The organism is Rhizobium aouanii (assembly GCF_037002925.1).
Lineage (GTDB): Bacteria > Pseudomonadota > Alphaproteobacteria > Rhizobiales > Rhizobiaceae > Rhizobium > Rhizobium aouanii.
This window is the reverse complement of record NZ_JBAMYD010000016.1, coordinates 182,539-202,091: the sequence shown is the minus strand read 5'-3', so window position 1 is coordinate 202,091 and position 19,553 is coordinate 182,539. Positions and strand designations below refer to the sequence as shown.

General features: G+C 58.4%; 18 protein-coding genes and 1 pseudogene. 10 read left to right on the top strand and 9 right to left on the bottom strand.

The genetic code is table 11. The features are described from left to right. Nucleotides 1-172: 172 nt before the first annotated feature. From V8P77_RS26250 to V8P77_RS26240, 3 genes are all read right to left on the bottom strand, one after another. Nucleotides 173-1,801 carry a hypothetical protein gene (locus V8P77_RS26250; protein WP_335914900.1) on the bottom strand — a complete coding sequence of 543 codons (1,629 nt, stop codon included), beginning with the start codon at nt 1,799-1,801 and terminating at the stop codon, nt 173-175. A gap of 511 nt (nt 1,802-2,312) precedes the next feature. Then, complete coding sequence (locus tag V8P77_RS26245) at nt 2,313-3,161, bottom strand: carbohydrate-binding protein (protein ID WP_335914898.1); 849 nt, start codon at nt 3,159-3,161, stop codon at nt 2,313-2,315. A gap of 102 nt (nt 3,162-3,263) precedes the next feature. Next, nucleotides 3,264-5,060 carry a heparinase II/III domain-containing protein gene (locus tag V8P77_RS26240; protein ID WP_335914896.1) on the bottom strand — a complete coding sequence of 599 codons (1,797 nt, stop codon included), beginning with the start codon at nt 5,058-5,060 and terminating at the stop codon, nt 3,264-3,266. 131 nt (nt 5,061-5,191) lie between these two features. On the opposite strand from V8P77_RS26240, the gene V8P77_RS26235 reads away from it, so the two are divergent. From V8P77_RS26235 to V8P77_RS26195, 9 genes are all read left to right on the top strand, one after another. Then, nucleotides 5,192-6,178, top strand: a complete 987-nt coding sequence (locus V8P77_RS26235) for a carbohydrate ABC transporter permease (RefSeq protein ID WP_335914895.1) — start codon at nt 5,192-5,194, stop codon at nt 6,176-6,178. Then, entirely contained in the window at nt 6,175-7,011 is an 837-nt protein-coding gene (locus tag V8P77_RS26230) for a carbohydrate ABC transporter permease (RefSeq protein ID WP_335914893.1), read from the top strand. Before V8P77_RS26235 ends, V8P77_RS26230 begins: the two co-directional genes overlap by 4 nt. 4 nt (nt 7,012-7,015) lie before the next feature. Continuing rightward, nucleotides 7,016-8,188 (top strand): glycoside hydrolase family 88 protein, encoded by a 1,173-nt coding sequence (locus V8P77_RS26225; protein WP_335914892.1) that lies wholly within the window; start codon nt 7,016-7,018, stop codon nt 8,186-8,188. A gap of 15 nt (nt 8,189-8,203) precedes the next feature. Continuing rightward, nucleotides 8,204-9,313 carry an ABC transporter ATP-binding protein gene (locus V8P77_RS26220; protein ID WP_335914890.1) on the top strand — a complete coding sequence of 370 codons (1,110 nt, stop codon included), beginning with the start codon at nt 8,204-8,206 and terminating at the stop codon, nt 9,311-9,313. Between the two features lie 20 nt (nt 9,314-9,333). After that, nucleotides 9,334-10,059, top strand: coding sequence for a DUF624 domain-containing protein (locus V8P77_RS26215; protein ID WP_335914888.1), 726 nt, complete (start codon nt 9,334-9,336; stop codon nt 10,057-10,059). A 40-nt stretch (nt 10,060-10,099) separates the two neighbouring features. Beyond that, nucleotides 10,100-11,374: an ABC transporter substrate-binding protein gene (locus tag V8P77_RS26210; RefSeq protein WP_335914886.1), complete on the top strand. Its 1,275-nt coding sequence runs from the start codon at nt 10,100-10,102 to the stop codon at nt 11,372-11,374. A 77-nt stretch (nt 11,375-11,451) separates the two neighbouring features. After that, nucleotides 11,452-13,302, top strand: coding sequence for a DUF2264 domain-containing protein (locus tag V8P77_RS26205; protein WP_335914884.1), 1,851 nt, complete (start codon nt 11,452-11,454; stop codon nt 13,300-13,302). Nucleotides 13,303-13,483: 181 nt separating this feature from the next. Then, a complete protein-coding gene (locus tag V8P77_RS26200; RefSeq protein ID WP_335914882.1) occupies nt 13,484-13,726 on the top strand; it encodes a type II toxin-antitoxin system Phd/YefM family antitoxin in 243 nt (80 codons plus the stop codon). Then, nucleotides 13,726-14,142, top strand: coding sequence for a type II toxin-antitoxin system VapC family toxin (locus tag V8P77_RS26195; protein ID WP_335914881.1), 417 nt, complete (start codon nt 13,726-13,728; stop codon nt 14,140-14,142). The genes V8P77_RS26200 and V8P77_RS26195 overlap by 1 nt, the downstream gene beginning before the upstream one ends. A gap of 23 nt (nt 14,143-14,165) precedes the next feature. On the opposite strand, the pseudogene V8P77_RS26190 reads toward V8P77_RS26195, so the two are convergent. From V8P77_RS26190 to V8P77_RS26165, 6 genes and pseudogenes are all read right to left on the bottom strand, one after another. Further along, nucleotides 14,166-14,566: pseudogene (locus tag V8P77_RS26190) on the bottom strand (HIT family protein); the annotation flags it as partial. 59 nt (nt 14,567-14,625) lie between these two features. Then, nucleotides 14,626-16,830 carry a PAS-domain containing protein gene (locus V8P77_RS26185; protein ID WP_373694610.1) on the bottom strand — a complete coding sequence of 735 codons (2,205 nt, stop codon included), beginning with the start codon at nt 16,828-16,830 and terminating at the stop codon, nt 14,626-14,628. Between the two features lie 358 nt (nt 16,831-17,188). Further along, nucleotides 17,189-17,608: a metal-dependent phosphohydrolase gene (locus tag V8P77_RS26180; RefSeq protein ID WP_335914878.1), complete on the bottom strand. Its 420-nt coding sequence runs from the start codon at nt 17,606-17,608 to the stop codon at nt 17,189-17,191. A 5-nt stretch (nt 17,609-17,613) separates the two neighbouring features. Further along, complete coding sequence (locus V8P77_RS26175) at nt 17,614-17,940, bottom strand: DUF2934 domain-containing protein (protein WP_335914876.1); 327 nt, start codon at nt 17,938-17,940, stop codon at nt 17,614-17,616. A gap of 106 nt (nt 17,941-18,046) precedes the next feature. Then, entirely contained in the window at nt 18,047-18,403 is a 357-nt protein-coding gene (locus tag V8P77_RS26170; RefSeq protein ID WP_335914875.1) for a hypothetical protein, read from the bottom strand. Nucleotides 18,404-18,510: 107 nt separating this feature from the next. After that, nucleotides 18,511-18,801: a hypothetical protein gene (locus V8P77_RS26165; protein WP_129421782.1), complete on the bottom strand. Its 291-nt coding sequence runs from the start codon at nt 18,799-18,801 to the stop codon at nt 18,511-18,513. 348 nt (nt 18,802-19,149) lie between these two features. On the opposite strand from V8P77_RS26165, the gene groES reads away from it, so the two are divergent. Then, entirely contained in the window at nt 19,150-19,464 is a 315-nt protein-coding gene (gene groES, locus V8P77_RS26160; RefSeq protein WP_335914874.1) for a co-chaperone GroES, read from the top strand. The last annotated feature ends 89 nt before the right edge of the window (nt 19,465-19,553 follow it).

The following is a 19,553-nucleotide window of genomic DNA, read 5'->3' as shown; positions in this document are numbered from 1 at the left end:
TCAAGTGGTATCTCGACAACCTCGATTGGTGCGAACGCGTACAGGCTGGCAGATATCAGCGCGAACGTTTGGGGCAGATCTGATAGCCGATGGCATCTACCGTTGGATTGGAAGGGCGCGCACAGATGGTCCGGATCTGTCAGACCACTTGCCGCCGCATCGCCCTCAATTTTCACCGGGTCGATTGGCAAAAGGGACCGTCAAAACTCAAGAGATCTCTTGCTACATAGCGTTCAGGATACGTTATCTTGACAATAAAGGCATTGGCCGCGTAGGACCATTTGTTTTGCCCGGCGCGTCCGCGGTGAATGATATAGAGGCATCCTGGAACATCAAACGCCGCGTCTTCGACTTTCGTCCAGGCGCCTAAGAACCTTCCGAATTTACTCACAAATCCAGACCAGCCGCCATAAGCGATCATGGAATCATAATTCAGGATCAATGCATCATGCTTCCCGGTCGCGGATTCATGCAGCCCGGCGTATTCGCCCAATCCGGCCGTGGTATCGAAAGCTTGCAGGCCTGATCGGTCGAGGATTACGGAATTGCGGCTCTGCAGGGCAGGAGTGTTTCTGATGGTGTCAGCAAAAGCCTCCTGCCAAAGGTGGTCCAGGTAAAAGGTGCCATAGACGAACCACCAATTCACAATGAACACCGCGATTAAGCCGGCAAAAGAGGCCACTTCCATCCGATGACGTTTTTCGGGATTCATCGCCGGAAAAACGGCACATATGATCTTGAATAGACCCAGCGTCGAGAAGGCCGCACCGAACGGGAGCAGTACCTGAAAACGGGTCTCGGTCCAAGGCTCATAGGAGGGCTCCTTCCCGACCATCACATAGGCTGACGCGCCAAGCCCCAGCAGCACGACACCCATGCCGATCAGTCCTCTTCCACTGTGTTCGACCTCGGGGCTGCTGCGCACTTGATAGGAGGTGATGGAATAAACCACCATCAGGGCAGCTGCGAAAACTAGCAAGAGAAGCCTGTTACCAAGATAAATTCCATCATGTGGAAATAAGTAAACAAATATTACCGTAATATCGGAGATTAACGTCGAGAATTTTATGTCAATGATGTTGTAATCAGCCGCAAACATGCCGCTTTTTTTTAACAAAAAATGCTGAATTACAGCATAAATGAACGGAAGCAATATAATCAAATATGTATTCTTTATGACATATTTGATTATATTTAAATATTTTCGATGATAAAATGCATCCTCCAAAGCATTTTCCTTTTTGTAAAGGAGGTAAGCAGCTAAAAATAGCACCAGCAGAAACGCCGGAACTAAGGAATTTAACAGGAATGAAAGCATAAATAATGTATATGAAAAGTATTCTTTATACTTATTATTCTCTTTTGCCGATATAACAAAAATATAAATAGCAAAGACGAAGATTAATATGAAAATAAGCCCGGGATTATTGATTGCTGCAATTCTAGCATGGTTGAGAGGTAGGACCGCCACAAGAAACGATAGGGCCATTGCGTCAAATTTCGAGAAATTGAAAGCTTTTAGAATGAGATAAAATACGAGAACGATAAGATAGCCTAGCGAAAAGGTAGAGAATGCGTAAAGCCACCAGCCGACCAGCTGTATAGCATAGTGGTAGTATCCGATAATCGGAAGTCCAGCCTGCGTAAACACAGAAACAAGCATATCTTTACTGGCACCAGAAAGGCTCCAGTCATCCCAATACCTGGCATCTAATAAGAGAAAAATGGGAAGATGGGCGGTCGCGTAAATAAAAAACAACTGTAATTCAACTTTTTTCCAAATAATTTTCATGTCGGGCATCCGATGGCTTTCGTTACGCAACGAGACATCCATTGTTTCACAGAATGTCAGACTGTGCTGCGAGCTATGAGTAAGGCTCGAGTTTTCGTAAAATAGTCAGTCTTGCGGAATGTTGGGTCTCCTCTATTCGGCGTGGTTGCGTCAAGCACTTTTAAAGTTTTCCCTTCGCCGGCCTTTGATGTCCTTTACGGCCCCTGCTTCTCTTCGGGATAGGCTCCCGGCCGTCCAATCATGGGATCAGAAGAACGAGGCGGTGCAATTTACTTGTGAGCGCAACGAATGGCCCACGCCTTTCGTGATTGACGGAATAGGTTTCTGGCGCTCGGTTAGAACAATGGACGAGGTCTCGAGCGACGGTCATGCCGAACTGCTCGACGATGGCTCGATCGAGATCACATTCGCATACCAATATGGCGACGAGGCCATTCTCAAAGCAAAACAGAGACTTCTTCAACAGCCTGCTAGAGCATCATGCCGAAAAGTGTGAGCGGTTTTCGGACGACATCATGCTCTAACTCTGTAATGTAGAACAGGATTCAGATTTAGGCCGACCCGGCCTAAAATCATCCTGTTCTAGCACCTCGATTCCCCAGATTTCGATCTGGGTCAGCGCCGGATAGGGCGAGGCGTCCTCGGCCTTGATCAGGCCGTGCAGTTCCGCCCATTCGATGATGCAGGGCTCTATCGGAAAGGCCTGGGCGGCGCCCGATTTCACCAGCGGAAAACAGGAGGTACTGCCGTTCGAGAAGGTGATGCTGGCCTTTTCCCACCAGGAATCATGTGGGAAGTCAGCCCGAAGATAGAAAACGATCTCGTCGATCCTGACCGGCCGGCCGAATTCCACCGTCAGGGCCGCTTGCGGATCGCGATTGATGCCCCAGCTCGTATAGGGCCAGAAACCGTGATCGTCGTTGGCCTTTTCGCCGTCGATCGCGTTGCGAGCGGCAAAAACCGCTTCGCCCCGGGTCTCGACATTGGCGCGCGCATGCGGAAACAGAGCCCGATTGGCGTGATCGTCCCAGGGGTTCAGGGCGAGATTGCGCCGATGGACGATCTCGTCGGGGCGGGTGCTTCGCGCTGAAAGCCGGTGGATATCGCCCCTGAAGGCATTTGGCGAATAGGGCTTGCGCTTGTCGCCGAAGGGTACGGCGAGCGAATAGGCGCATTCCTTCATATAAACCAGGCCGGGTTGGATCGCGCCGTCCAGGGAGAGGTAGATGTGCCCAGGTTCGGAAACCTCCACGACCACGTGATCGCCTTCGCGATAGCTCTGGCGATAGACCAGGAACGTCTCGTCCCGGCCTGTGGAACTCGCCAGTACTGCCCCATCGGCATCCACGATCTTCAGCGTCAATTCCATGCTCGCCCCCTCCAAAGCATGATGTCGACATCATGCTCTAACTCTTTAATTCATAACAGGATTCAGGACTTTAGGCCGACCCCGGCCTAAAGCGATCCCGTTCTAGACGATCCGCAATCTCAGGAGGTTTTCGGCAAACCTCACGCGCAGCCGGTAGATTTTCTCGAGCCAGGCCGATCTCAGCCGGGCGTCCTCCACGACGATCTCGTCGATTTCGATCTCGTCGGCGCCGTCGACGAAAATGCTGCCGAGATCTGCCAGGTCGATCCTGTCCGGGCTGACGGTCGGCGCCAGGCATGTCATCAGCGACAGGACCGCCGGCTTGCCCCCGTCAAAGGTATCGACGATCTCGACGTGGCGGCCGCGCAGCAGGGAAACGACGCGGCGGTAGCTGTGCAACTGCGCTTCGGGGGGATAGGCGCCTGAAATATCGAGGGATATGCGCGCGCTCCCTTCGTCAAATCCGATCTCGACGTCGCGCGCACCAAAGGCTTCGCCGGCGGACTGCATGACGCCTGCGAATGTCGGCAGGTTGTGGAACGCCGACTGCATCGTCCATATCTCGTAGCGCCGCGCCGAGAAAGTTTTTGCGGTATAGGTCTCGACGCCAACGTCGATCAGGAACGGACGTCCGTTCTTGTAGAGCGTTACGCTTCCGACATCGTTGTGATTGTGGCCCTCGCCATTGTTGCCGCCCTTGACGGCGAGCGAAAACTGCGCGTCGCGGGCGATGAACAAGCCGATGCCGGGATAGAAGATATCGCGCCGGGATGCGGGATGCGGCTCGGCGGCAGCGGGAAGCGTCGGGCCGACCAGCAGTTCCTGCACGCGATACCAGAGGTTCCATTCCCCCGGCAGGTGCGGATTGTCGGACGCGGCTCTGTCGGATGCAGCGAACTCAGCCAGCATCTCAGAGCCGACCGCCTGTCCGAACAGGTATTCCCGTGCGCTGCAGGGTTCGACCACCGCGGAGGAATCCGCGAAATTGAAATAATGGCGGCCGGCCACATGCATGTGAGCGATATATTCGGCCATATTGCGGATCTTCGGCTCTTGCCAAAATCGGCCGAACAGGCCCGGCGCCACCCTATCCAGGATGGTCAAAGCACCATGCAGGCAGAGCGCGGCGTGACGGTAATAGAGCACGCCCTCCTCGCAGGCGCCGTCTTCGGCATAGCCTTTCAGGAAGGCGTCGAGGCTGCCGAGCGCCTTTTTGACGACGGCGTGCCGCGTGGGTTGATCTGTTTTCAGAGAGAAGGCCGTCAACAGGATGTTCTGGCTTATCCATGCCGTCCAGTTGTTCATCCGCTCCTCACCGCGGCCCATCCACCAGAAATGCCGGCCGAGATAGGGCGAGAGGATGCGGATCTCGATCTCGCGCTCTACGCGTGCCGTGATCTCGGGGCTGATGCCGTCGAGCTCGTCGCGAAGCAATGCGACGATGGTGGCAAGCAGGGCGGCCGTTTCGGCGGCGAAGAGATCGACGACGGGCTGCGAATTGTCGGGAAGCGGCAAACGTGCGCCGCTTCGTTCATAGGCGTTGTGCGCCGGAAGCTGCCAGCCGCTCTCCTCCGCGATCAGGAAGATGCCGTCGACGATCTTCGGCAGGAACCGCCCCCCGCCTTCGATAAGTTCGCCGAGCACCAGATTGTTGAGCATCCGGCGCCGCGTGAAATATAGCTCTTCGAAGCGCGCGCGATTGCCGGTTTCGGTGAACTCCCGGTAATCCGACGCCGTGATCAGCGGAAAGTTGCGCGCAAGCGTCTCTTCGGCCTCGCCGACGACCAGTTCCCGTACCGCCTGCGGCACGGAGTTCCATCTGGGGCGATCGGAGCCCACCGTCCCGGGCGTGAAATCGCCCAGCACATCCGGCAGCTCCTCTGAAATCTCGCTGAACATGTCCCTCCCCGGATTGGAAAAGCATTGATGAGCGCTTAGCCTCCATGCTCACCTATCATATGTATTTTACGTTTTCCATGAAATTCGTATGATCTATTCAGAACTTGTTTGACCAATAACGGATATGTGCTATGTGGTTGCGGGAGGAAGAGGAGGCATCGGTGTCCATATCGAATTCGGCCATCGCGACGGATGGCGCTCCGGCAATCCCAAGCCGAAAAGTCGCGGTCTTGTCCAAGCGCCAGCGCAGGATGCGCAACGCGCTCGTCGCCTATTCCTTCATTGCGCCGAATTTCATCGGCTTTGCTGTCTTCACGCTCGGCCCGATCCTGTTCGCCTTCGCGCTCGCCTTCATGCATTGGGACGGCTCGAATGCGATCACATTCGCCGGGCTGGATAATTTCTGGCGGCTCTTCGAGGACAAGGCCTTCATCGCGGCGTTCTGGAACACGGTCATCTACACGGTCGCCTCCGTGCCGGCGACGCTCATCTGTGCGCTCGGCCTCGCCGTTCTTCTCAACCAGAAGATCGCGGGGCGCGACTTCTTCCGCACGGCGATGTTCTTTCCCTATGTCGCTTCGCTGGTGGCCGTCGCGGTTGTCTGGAACATGATCTTCAATCCCGAGATGGGACCGGTGAACATGATCCTCTACACGCTCGGTCTCGATCCCAAGAACATGCCGGGATGGGCGGCCGATCGCCACTGGGCAATGGTGACGGTGATCCTCTTCGGCATCTGGAAGAATATGGGCTATTACATGGTCATCTATCTGGCCGGCCTGCAGGGCATCAATTCGGAGCTCTATGAGGCCGCTGATCTTGATGGCGCCAATTCCTGGCAGAAGTTCATCCATGTCACCGTGCCGCAGCTCGGGCCGACGACCTTCTTCGTCACCGTCATGCTGACGATCCAGTCCTTCAAGGTGTTCGACCAGATCTACATGATCACCCAGGGCGGGCCTGGCACGTCGACTCTCGTCCTCGTCTACCACATCTACAACGAAGCCTTCATTTCCTGGGATCTCGGCTATTCGAGCATGGTTTCGCTCGTGCTGTTCTTCCTCGTGCTTGCCGTCACCGTCTTCCAATTCCGCCGCCAGAAGGAGGACGAGGCATGAGGATCGCCGGACGCAAGGTGACCGTCAGATCGGTCGCGATCTACGCCATTGTCATCGCCGTCACGCTCATCATGCTGATGCCCTTTGCCTGGATGCTTTCGGCATCCTTGAAGCTCAGCCGCGACGTATTCGCTTTCCCGATCGAGTGGATACCGTCCGAGCCGCAATGGCAGAACTACGTCGATATCTGGACGAAGATCCCGCTTGCGCTGTTCATCTACAACACGTCGAAGCTGACGATCATCGTCACGCTGCTGCAGCTTTTGACCTCCAGCTTTGCCGCCTACGCCTTCGCCAAGTTGAATTTCCCCTACAAGAACACCCTGTTCCTCGGCTACATCGCCACCATCGCCATGCCCTGGCAGGTCTATATGGTGCCGCAATTCCTGCTGATGCGTGAATTCGGCCTCAACAACACGCATCTGGCGCTGATCTGCCTGCAGGCCTTCACCGCCTTCGGCGTCTTCCTGATGCGGCAGTTCTACATGTCGATCCCGACCGAGCTCTGCGAGGCGGCCCGCATCGACGGCATGAACGAGTACCAGATCTGGGTGCGCATCATGCTGCCGCTGTCGAAGCCCGCGCTCTCGACGCTGACGATCTTCACCTTCGTCACCACCTGGAACGATTTTCTCGGGCCGATGATCTATCTCACAAAGACCGAGCTGAAGACCGTCCAGATCGGCCTGCGCATGTTCATCTCGCAATATTCGGCCGAATACGGGCTCATCATGGCGGCCTCCGTTGTCGCCCTCATTCCGGTTCTCGTCGTCTTCCTCTCTCTCCAGCGCTTCTTCGTCGAAGGCATCGCCTCGACGGGACTGAAGGGTTAAATCCATGAACGCCGTCTCGCCCGTCGCCCCCCAGCCGATCACCGACGAGGAAGCGAAAGCCGCGCTCGATCTTGCCGTCGAGCAGATCCGGCGCAACCTTCCTCAATTCACTTACGCCGCGCAGAACCATTCGAGCGTGAACAACTTCTATCGTGCCGTGGCGAACGACCAATGGACAGCCGGCTTCTGGCCGGGCGAACTGTGGCTTGCCTATGAGCATAGCGGCGATCCGGTGTTCCGGCATGCCGCACAGATCCATGTTCAGTCCTTTCTGCATCGGATCGTGAACCGCATCGAGACCGATCACCACGACATGGGCTTCCTCTATTCGCCATCCTGCATCGCCGCCTGGAAGCTCGTCGGAGACAAGGATGGCCGCAGGGCCGCAATCCTGGCCGCCGACCAGCTGATCGAGCGCTTCCAACCCGTCGGCCAGTTCATCCAGGCATGGGGCCGCAAGGGGGTGGCGGAAGAATACCGCTACATCATCGACTGCCTGCTGAACCTGCCGCTTCTCTACTGGGCAAGCCATGAGACCGGCGATCCGAAATACCGCGAGATCGCGCTCATTCACGCCCGCACCACGCTTGCAAACTCGGTTCGGCCTGATGATTCCACCTATCACACCTTCTATATGGATCCGGTCACCGGAGCGCCGGTGCGCGGCGCCACCAAACAGGGTTACAAAGACGACAGCGCCTGGGCGCGCGGGCAGGCCTGGGCAATCGCTGGCATGGCGCTCTCTTATCGCTATGAGCGGCTCGAGGAATATCGCCAAACCTTCGACCGGCTGCTCGCCTTCTATCTCAACCGGCTGCCGGCCGACATGGTGCCTTATTGGGACCTCGTCTTTTCGGACGGCGACGGCGAGCCGCGCGACAGTTCGTCGGCCTCGATCACCGCCTGCGGCCTTCTGGAGATGGCCGATCTCGTCGAGCCGGAACCGGCAGCACGCTATCGCACGCTGGCGCGCCGCATGATGAAGAGCCTTGCGGATCACTATGCGGTCAAGGATCCCACGATCTCCAACGGCCTGGTGCTGCACGCCACCTATTCCAGGAAATCGCCGTTCAACACCTGCCGCGGCGAGGGTGTCGATGAATGCGTCTCCTGGGGAGATTATTATTACATGGAAGCTTTGACGCGCCTTTCGCGCAGCTGGTCTTCCTATTGGTGAATTCAGGAGAACTCGATGGCCAGCATTTCGCTTAAAGAGCTGAACAAGAGCTACGGTGCGCTCACCGTCGTCCACGACATCGACCTCGAGATCGCCGACAAGGAATTCATCATTCTGGTCGGCCCCTCGGGCTGCGGCAAATCGACGACGCTGCGGATGATCGCCGGCCTCGAGGAAATATCGGGCGGAGAGCTCAGGATCGGCGGCGACGTCATGAACGACGTTCCCTCCAAGGATCGGGATATCGCCATGGTCTTCCAGAACTATGCGCTCTATCCGCATATGACAGTCTACAAGAACATGGCTTTCGGCCTGCAGCTCAGGAAGGTATCGCGCGACTTCATCGATGCCCAGGTGCAGGACGCCGCCAGGATCCTCGACATCTCTCATCTCCTGAACCGCAAGCCGAAGGCGCTCTCGGGCGGCCAGCGCCAGCGCGTCGCGCTCGGTCGCGCCATGGTGCGCAATCCGGCGGTCTTCCTTCTCGACGAGCCGCTTTCCAACCTCGACGCCAAGCTGCGCGGCACGATGCGCTCCGAAATCACCAAGCTGCACAAGCGCCTCAACGCCACCTTCATCTATGTCACCCACGACCAGGTCGAGGCCATGACCATGGCGGACCGGATCGTCGTCATGAAGGACGGGCATATCCAGCAGATGGATACGCCGCAGAACCTCTATGACCGCCCCGTCAATATGTTCGTTGCCGGCTTCATCGGCGCGCCGCAGATGAACATGCTACCCTCGACCATTCTGCGGCGCGGCGACGGCTACGTCGCCGTCTTCGACGGCCGGGAACTGCCGCTGCCCGCCCATTTCGACAAGGCCAGGATCGCCCCCTACGAGGGCCGCGAACTGGTGCTCGGCATCCGTCCGGAGAATTTCCACGAACTGCCGCCGGCCGACATCGCACCGGCGAACCTGGCGCCCCTCAAGGCGGTCGTCGAACTTGCCGAACCGATGGGCTCGGAAGTGCATCTGAACATGGTGGCGGGCGGGCGCAATCTCATCGCCCGTGTCTCGCCGCGCTACCGGCCTGATATCGGCGAAGAGGCGACGCTGGTTGCCGATATGACCAATGCCCAGCTGTTCGACAAGGAAACGGAACGCTCGATTTTATACTGAGACGCCTGCGGGAGACGGCTATGCAGTGGTTGCGGGACATGTGGACGAGGGAGGGACCGGGCATTCCGAAGGATGCTCCCAAGAGGACCGGCCTTGCCCTGTTTGCCGAGATCCTCGTCCGCGAGTGGTGGGAGATGGTCAAGCTGAACATCCTCTTCATCCTGGCCGCCCTCTTCGTCGTGACGCTGCCGGCAGCGCTCGCCGCCATGGCCCGGGTCTCGGTGGCCCTGGTGGAAGACCGCAACACCTATCTGCTGCGGGACTTCAGAGAAGCCTTTCTGCGCTATTTCTGGCGCGCCACCGCCTGGGGCCTGGCGCTGGCGGGCGCTCTCGCCATCTGCCTCTATGCGATCGCAACCTATGGCGCCGGCGCACGCGACAATCTGTTGCTGAGCGCACCGCTGACGATCGCACTCGTCGCCACCGCCTTCGTCGCGGTCCTCGCCTGCCATCTCTTCGTTTTGATGGTGATGCGCGATCTGCCGGCTCTCAGGCTGCTGCGCCTGGCCGCCCTCGCCTCCGTCATTCGTCCGCTCCCGGCGCTTGCCGCGCTCGCCTTTACCGCCAGCCTCTGGCTGGCGCACATCCTCTTCTATCCGGTTTCGGTGTTCATGCCGGCAACCTTCAATTTTTCACTCGGAATGTTCGCCGTCGTATTCGGCGTCCATCGCGCGGCGGTAATTGTTCTGGACCTGCCGAACGCAACACGGCCGCACCGCGAACCGCATAGACGAGACGCTTCATAAAATAACTGATCCAGAGATGATCCAGGGAAGGAGAACGGGAATGTATTTGGATAAATTCAGGAGGACGATGAAACTTGCCGTGGCGGGTTTCACCATGGCGGCGATGACGGCCGGGGCGGCGCTTGCCCAGGACGCCGTGACGCTCAAATGGGCTTTGTGGGACTGGGACAAGACCGCCTATTACAAGCCGCTGATCGAGGCCTATCAGGCCAAACACCCCAACGTGAAGTTCGAGCCGATGGATCTCGGCTCGCAAGACTACCAGCAGATGATCTCGACGCAGCTGACCGGCGGCTCCAAGGACATCGACATCGTCACCATCAAGGATGTGCCGGGCTACACCAATCTGGTGCGCGCCGGCAACATCGCCGATCTCAGCGGCTTCGTGAAGGATCCGAAAATCGACCCGGCTCCCTATGGCGGCCTGATCGAGGAACTGACCATCGACGGCAAAGTCTACTCCCTGCCGTTCCGGTCCGACTTCTGGGTTGTCTATTACAACAAGGATATATTCGACAAGGCAGGCGTCCCCTACCCCACCAATGACATGACCTGGGCGCAGTTCGACGAGACCGCTGAGAAGCTCTCGGGCGGCATGGGCACCAACAAGACCTACGGCGCGCTTCTGCATACCTGGCGGTCGACCGTTCAATTGCCCGCCATCCTCGACGGAAAACACACGCTTGTTGACGGCGACTACGGCTTCCTGAAGCCCTGGTACGAGCGGGCGCTGACCCTGCAGAAGGATGGCGCGATTCCCTCCTATGCCTTCCTGAAGACGTCGAACACACATTATTCGGCGCTCTTCTTCAACGGCACGATCGGCATGCTGCCGATGGGAACATGGTTCGTCGGGACCCAGATCGCCAAGGTGAAATCGGGTGAATCGAAGAGCAAGAACTGGGGCATCGTCAAGTTCCCGCATCCGGACGGCGTTGCAGCCGGCACGACGGCTGCGCAGATCTCGGGCCTCGCCGTCAACGCCAACTCTGAGCACGAGGATGCCGCGCTCGATTTCATCAAGTTCGTCACCGGCCCGGAGGGCGCGACCGTCATCGCGTCGACCGGCACCTTCCCCGCGCTCAAGACCGCTGACGTCAGCGCTACGATCGCGGCAACGCCCGGCTTCCCTGAAGACGCGGCCAGCAAGGAGGCGCTGATACCGTCGAAGGCCTATCTGGAGATGGCGGTCAATCCGAACGCCGCCAAGATCGAGGTCGTACTCAACCGTGCGCATGACGCGATCATGACCGACAGCACCTCCGTCGATGACGGGCTGAAGGAAATGACCGAAGGCGTGAAGGCGATCAAGTAAGCGTCCAGAAATTTCGACGGCCGCGGGCAATATCTGCCCGCGGCCGATCCTGTTTTTCATGAATTTCGAGCCTGACAATGATATATGATCCCGCCCGGGCCAATCCGCTTTTCGGCAATCCCCTGAAGACACGCGACGACCTCGCCAAGGCCGTCATCGATCTCTTCGAGCCGCTGCTGCCGTATTTTTCCGAAGGCTGCGCCCGTGTGCGCCTCGGTGCGGCCGGCGCGATCTTCGACCGGGCGGCGGCGGATCTGGAGGGATTTGCCCGGCCGCTCTGGGGGATCGTTCCGCTCGTTGCCGGCGGCGGCGCGTTTCCGCATTGGGATCTCTATCGCCGCGGGCTGGCAAATGGGACCAATCCCGCTCATCCCGAATATTGGGGCGATCTCGCCGACCGCAATCAGCGGCTGGTCGAACTCGCCGCCGTCGGCTTCGCCTTGGCGCTCGTGCCCGAACACATCTGGGAGCCGCTTGACGACCGCGAAAAGAAGACGGTCTCTTCCTATCTTCTCAGAGCGCGCGAGCTGGAATTCATCGACAACAACTGGAAATTCTTCCGTGTGCTCATCGATCTCGGGCTGGAACGCGTGAGCGTGGCGTTCGATCACCGGAAAACCCTCGCCTATCTCGACGAGTTGGAGGCTTTCGACCTCGGGGAAGGCTGGTATCGCGACGGACCGGTCCGGCGGGTCGATCATTACATTCCCTTCGCCATGCATTTCTACGGCCTGATCTATGCCGTGCTGGCGCGAGGCGACGAGGCGCGCAAGGACCGCTTCCGGGGTCGCGCCCAGACCTTTGCCGGCGATATCCGCCACTGGTTCGGCCCCGATGGCGCAGCCCTTGCCTTCGGCCGCAGCCAGACCTACCGCTTCGCGGCGGGGGGTTTCTGGGGCGCGCTTGCCTTTGCCGGCGTCGAAGCCCTGCCGTGGGCGGAGATCAAGGGCTATTACATGCGCCATATCCGATGGTGGTCGGCGATGCCGATTGCCGATCGCGACGGCGTTCTCTCGGTCGGCTACGGCTATCCGAACCTCTTCATGAGCGAGAGCTACAACTCTCCCGGCTCGCCCTATTGGGCGCTGAAATTCTTCCTGCCGCTCGCTCTTCCGGGGGATCATCCGTTCTGGACCGCCGAGGAGGCACCGCAGCCGGAATTTCCGGAACCGGTTGCGTTGAAGCCGGCGGGAATGGTCGCCATGCACACGCCGGGAAACGTGGTCGTGCTCTCCTCGGGGCAGCAGCACGACAAGATGCTCGGCGCAAACGAGAAATATTCGAAATTCGTCTATTCCACCCGCTATGCCTTCAACATCGAAGCCGACGACCGGAATTTTTCGGCCGCAAGCTTCGACGGCATGCTCGGTCTCTCCGATGACGGCGTCCATTTCCGCATGCGGGAAACCCTCGAAGAGGCGTTGATCGCTGACGACCTGCTCTATTCGCGCTGGCGCCCCTGGAGCGATGTCACAGTCGAAACCTGGCTGCTTCCCGAAAACCCGTGGCACATCCGCATCCACCGCATCGCCACGCCACGTACGCTGAGCACCATCGAAGGTGGTTTTGCGATCGAGCGAGCCGACTTCAATGCCGACCGATCGGAACATGCGGAAGGCCGTGCCATCTGGTACGGCCAGACAGACGTCAGCGCCATCGTCGATCTCTCGCTTCATCTGAGAACCGGCCAGGCGATGAGTCCGATCCCGAACACCAACCTCATCCACGCCAAGACGCTACTGCCGCAACTGCGCTGTGAAATCAATCCGGGAAGCACCCTGCTTGTGACCGCGGCGATGGCACTGCCTATTCACGAGAACTGGGCGAAGGCGCTAGAGAACCCGCCGGGGCGCCCGAATCTCGACGAGCTGGAGCGGCACTCTCGCGAGAAAGGCGTGTCTGTGCCGGCCTTTGCTCTCCTGATGTAGCCGCAAATACTGCCGCTGCATCAACTCGTTGCGCTTTGCACATCACATCGTGGGATCTGCTGTCGCAAGTTGGTTTGCGGTTGACCAACTTCTAATTTGAGGCTTATCATCGCTCAGACATCGCGGGGCCGCCTCCAGTCCAGTCGGCGCAATCACAGATACGAACAACGAAAGAATCGTCATGACGGTCACAGTCAAAGTCGCCGAAGCGAAGACTCATCTGTCCGAATTGTTGGCCAAGGTCGAAGCTGGTGAAGAGGTCATCATCTCTCGCGGCAATAAGCCCGTTGCCCGGCTTTCGCGCATTCGCCGCGAAAACGACGTCGATGCACTGATCGCCGAGATCAAGTCGCAACGCGCCGGCCGTCAGCTGACGACGCAGGAGGAAATCCGAGAGTGGCGTGACGAAGGCCGTCGCTACTGATGCCCTTTGTCCTTGACGCCTCCATCGCGGCCGCGTGGTTTCTTCCAGACGAACAGCACGATGCTACCGACCAGCTGATGTCCGATCTCGACAGCACGATTGGCTTCGTACCGACCTTATTCTGGTTCGAAATCCGCAATCTGTTTTTGATGGCCGGAAGTCGGGGGCGGCTCCGACCAGGCGAAGCGCTCCTGCTCATGACACAATTGCGCGGACTGCCCCTGGAAGACGCAGGGTCGGGAGGCGACAGCTTGATACTCGATTTGGCGGGCCGCTACGGGCTGACCGGATATGACGCGAGTTACCTAGCCCTGGCGAAAACGCAGGAGCTGCCTCTGGCGACGGCCGATCGAAAGATGGCGGAAGCCGCGCGCCGCGAAAGCATTGTCATCCTCGGGCCATTCAAAGCCCTCTGAGGCCTAACCGTGATTATGTGCGCGGAATGGTATGCTTCGGCGTTCCGCCGCGCCAGGTCTGCCATTTGATCATCCGGCATCTGCAGAATGCCATGCTCATCAACGCGTGGTATTGCTGCTTCTCAAGATGCACGCCTGCAGGCTGCCGAGCGAAAGCACGTATATACGTTCGGCGTCAAATCCGCTTTTCAGTGCCCGAGACAAAACATGCACCTTCTCGTGCAGCAGAAGATACTCATCTGTCGACATGACTTGCGCCAATAACCGGCAGTGTCGGATATTTGCTTAGAAGATAACCGCCTCATCGTTTTCGAAAATACGATGATGAAGCCGGATTATTCTCGATCAAGCCGCAGATAAAGCATAGCTCCGCCGCGATATCGCGCGCATAGGCCTTGAGATCGAATGGTCGCCGATCGATCATTCTGATCCTCCCATCTCCGGCAATAGCGAAGGCCACGCTCGGCTAAGCCTGCCGCCGGCTTATCGGGCAGCGACACGCAACTGGTCTGGTATTTCCGCGCCGATCGGAATCCGGAGGGTAAACGTCGTGCCGTTTCCACGGCTGCTTGTCACCTCTATCGATCCCCCGTGAAGCTCGATGATCTGCTTCACGAGATTAAGGCCAATGCCAGTGCCGGCAATACCTGTGGAGCTTCTGGCGCGAAAATAACGCTGGAACATTTTCGGAAGGTCATCGGCGTCGATGCCGATGCCTTCGTCGCGCACGGTGACGCAAACGCTTTCCCCCTCCTGCCATCCTGTGACGTGGACGTTCGGAGAGTCCGGCGCGTATTTCACGGCATTCGAAAAGAGGTTGCTGAAGACCTGATCGAGAGCGGGATGATCGCCATAAACGGTCGAAGGAAGTCGATCGAGGTCCAGCAAAAAGCGATGAGACCGCCGGATGCTTCCTTGGCGCGCGCTGCAGGTTCGGATGATTTCGACAATCGAACACGGCTTGTGCACGATTGTGATACGGCCATGATCTAATCGCCCGGCAGCAAGGATACTTTCCATCAGTTCGAGCATGCGCGAAACCGAACTGCGGATCTGGTCGGCTTTTTCGGAGAGAAACTCCGGCGTGGCCGCCTCCTTGCGCCGAATGAGCCGCTGTGCCGCGCCGTCGATCACCGCAAGCGGGGTGCGGAACTCATGCGATGCCATCGAGACGAACTGGCGCTGCAACTCGTTGATCTGCTTTTCCTGTTCAAGCATTCGTTCGAGTTCTTCCGTCTGCCGCGCCAGTTCGACCGTGCGGGAGCGCACCATCTCTTCAAGCGTGTCGCGGTGCTGGAGCAATGCCTTTTCGGCGCGCTTGGCTTCGGTGACATCGACGACAGCCATCAGCGATGCCGGCTTGCCCTTGTAGTTCAAGCAGGTGGAATAAACAGTGACCTCGATGGCTGTGCCATCTCCCTTGAGGTGCCGCAAGGAGCGGGTCGAGGCGGGATCCTCGACCTCGAAGACGACGGCCTGCTTCCGGTTGAATTCCTGCGGCGCCTGGATGTCGGGCAGTCGCATCGTCAGGAATTGCTCCAGACAGTAATCGTAGTGATCGATGGCGGCCTGGTTTACGTGGAGAAATCTCAACGTTTCACGATCGTAGACCCACATCGGCATCGGGTTGCCTTCGAACAGCAGCCTGAACGATGCCTCCTGCATCTTGAGATCGGTAATGTCGACACGTATGCCGACGCTGCCCCCTTCGGGAATCTGGCGTTCCTCGATGCGTATCCACCGGTTTCCGGGCAGGCGCTGCTCGTGTTTACTGCTAGGCTTGGCATGATGGGCCAGTCTCTCCGCCAGCCACGCTTCTTCGCGCCCGACCGCTTCCGGATATTGGCCGCGTTCGAGGCCTGCACGCAGACGGTCTTCGAAGCGCATGCCTTTCACGAGCATATCGCCGCTTTCGGCGTAAAGCTGTTCGTATCTCCTGTTCCATAGGACGAAGCGGTCTTCCTCGTCGAACAATACGAGGCCCTCCGGAACGACTTCGAAAGCCGCCAAAAGACGGGCATGCGCGGCCCGCGCCTCCTGCTCGGCGCGCTCTGCCTGTACGCGCGCCTTCGCAAGTGCCTTTTCAGCCAGCCAGGCCTGCGTGATATCCTCGTGGGTCGACACCCAGCCGCCATCCGGCGTCCGCTGATGATAGCCGCGGATGATCTGGCCCGACTTGAGTTCCTTGATCCAATCCCGGGGCGTATCACCCCTATTGGTCGCTTCGGCCCAGGCGAGATATTCCAAGGCCGAGGTGGCGGGAACGGCGCCGACCTCCTGTCTCAGATTCAGGATGTCTTCGAGTGACTGTCCTGAATGGATGACGGATGGATCAAGTCCGTAGACTTCGGCATAACGGTTGTTTGAAAGGAGCAGCCGGCCGCCCTCGTCAAACAGGCAGACGCCTTGCCCCATGCTAGCCAGCGCCGTGTCGAGTTGCTCATTCCGCTGCTGCAGGCGCGCGTGAACTGCGCCGAGCTCGATATGCCGCTTAATGCGGGCGACGAGCTCCGTGCCGGAGACAAGATTGGAAACGCAATCCACCGCCCCGACGGCAAGCCCTCCGATCCGGCTTTCCTCGTCCTCCGGTGAGACGACGATAATCACCGGAATATCACGCGTTACGGGATTCTCCCTGAGACGCCGGCAGTCTTCGAGACCACGTCCCTCCGGTGAAAGGGCGTCCACTAGAATAAGCTCCGGCAGCGGTCGTTTGGCGGCGCATCGGTGAAACTCATCTCGGTCGTGCATGCTGAGAACGATACCATGGCGCGCGAGTTCGTCGCCGACACCATGCGGGCCTGACAATGAGCCACCTATTGCAAAGATTGTGTGCAGTTCGCCGGACACGATCGTTCCCCCGTTCGTCCACATGGACGCGACTATAAGTCGTACCGGTTAACGCGCCCCTCACCTCAGGTCGGCATCATGGCGTTCCGCATTCTATGGTTGAAGAATGGTTGCGGGGCTGTGGAAAGTATCGGGTGATCCAAGAGGACGCGCGGCAAGGGTACTCTTCGAGATTCGCAAGCCCGGCTGGACAGACCTACCGTTCGTTCTTGATGTCGTGCAGGAGATCCAGACCGCGCTGGTATTTTTCTGTGTTCCTGCCGGCTTGTTCGGCCTGTCGGAGATTGTCTTCAAGGTCAGCCTGTTTGACCGGCATAGCCAGCGGGTTCGATGCAGCGCGTTTGACGAATTCGTCATCAGGCTCCTCGGGCCGCCGGGTCAAAGCATCCACTGCGGAGATGATCGCCGGCGGGAAGCCTTCCTCCTTCAACCTGTCCAGCGTCCAGCCACTGCCTTTTTCGACAACGTCGTGAAGATAAGCGACCGTTCGCGCCTCGTCGCCCGATACGAGAAGCGCGATCCGCTGGCAATGCTCGAAGAACGGCCGACCGGTCTTGTCCAACTGCCCTTTATGCGCCTCGATGGCGATTTGAGTGGCGTGGTCGAGATGCTGCATGGCGGTTAGGGTCCTTCGGTCTTTTTGATATTTCGCGCGGAGGGCTTCTCCCCCGTTGTTATCTCGATGTCGGGCGTCGTCGCCCCGGCAACTTGACCCAGTCCGGCTCGCGGCGGGCCGAGATCACTGCTTTCCCCGGCTCCTTGAAGCAAGGCCGCATCATCTCTGTCGTCTTGATCAAGCAGATCTTGCAGCGTCTCATGCTCGTCTTCGCCAGCCAGCTCGTCACAGGCTTGCATCCAATGACGCAGGTCCGACCCTTCGGGGCGGCCCTCGGCTTCCCAGATTTCGTAGGCGCGCAGTCGAATCTGCTCGTGCTTGTCTATGGCCATCATCTTCTCCAGTTCCGACCAGACCTCGCAGCTTCGCCTAAAACGGCGTTCTAGGAGCTTCGGCACGCATCTACACATACGCGACGACAAGCCAAGTGGCCGTCTTTCAAGGCGTATTGATGGTCGGAAGAAAATCCTCCACCTGCTTGCGCTCATCCTTTGAAAGAGTTTCCACCCGTTCCTTCCAGAACCGTTCGGCCTCCGGCGGATCCTTGTCCCAGTGGCGAACATCGGTGATATTGTCATCGATCATCGACCGGCGTTGGCCGCCGAGACTGAGATATTCTTTCGCAAGCTTGAGGCTTGGCGTTTCGGTGCCGCTATCACGACTTAATGCCGAACTCGCGTTGCGCCGGGCAGTCTCCAATGCCCTTTTGCGATCGGTCTCGGCCCGTTCGGTATCGGCGGACCGCGCATCGTCTGTGCCGCTCTCTGGCGGCACACTGGATTTGGAAGTGGTCATGGATCACCTTTCGATGTTGTAATCCAATAACCTCTGCAAACAGGGAGAGTTCCGCGCGCGTAGAGAATGATTTGAGCGGGTGACGAGCCGCGTCACCCGGGGCGCCATCAATGAACGGCCATACTGACCATGCGATAAGGATGCACGGCCTCGAATTGCGAAATCATCGCCGTTGCCTGTAGCAGCACGCGCTCGGCATTCTCGGGATCGTCACGGGCGAGTTCGTCGGCGTTAATGCGGATCGCTTCAGCCATGTTGTTAGAAATTGCCGCAAAATGCGTATTGCCTTCGACAAGCGCCTCACGCGCCGTATCCTCCAGCGTCCGCGCAATATCGACGAAGATTTCCTCGCGTTCCTCGATACTGAGGTCTTTGATTAGTTTGGTGTTCTCTTCCATGTCACTCACTCCTAAAGACGTGGGACGGTGACCGAGCTCATCAAGCCTCGATCACCAAAGAGTTGGGAACGCCGAAATCCGGATTCAAGCCTCAATGCAGCTCGAACTCGCTTCGACACCACACCACTCGCTTATTGACCGAACGCAGGGGCCGATTTTCTGTTCCCTGGCGGGCGTTAGCAGTCACCGGCAGAGAGTGCCAATTTTTCTTTTGTCCCCTCTTGAAATTGCCGAACCGTCGAACCAGATCATTCGCGCAAGGCGCGCGCGCGAACCTGCACCCGCCCGGATTGGTCATCCGGTCCGGCCACGGGACAACGTCATCACTGTTCATCGATGGAGGAAGACATGTCGTTCCGACCGCTTCATGACCGCATTCTCGTCCGCCGGGTCGATTCAGAGGAAAAGACCAAGGGCGGCATCATCATCCCTGATACCGCCAAGGAAAAGCCGCAGGAAGGCGAGGTTATCGCCGTCGGCCCCGGCGCGCGCAACGATGCAGGCCAGATCCAGCCGCTCGACGTCAAGGTCGGCGATCGCATCCTGTTCGGCAAGTGGTCCGGCACCGAGATCAAGATTAATGGCGAAGACCTGCTGATCATGAAGGAAAGCGACGTGATGGGCATCATCGAAACCCGGGGCGAGAAGAAGCAGGCCGCCTGAGATCCTGCGGACCTCAGTCAACGCTGGAGCGCTTTAGCTTTTCATGGAAACGCGGAACCGCTCCAACCTTTCATTTCTGACGCAATTCC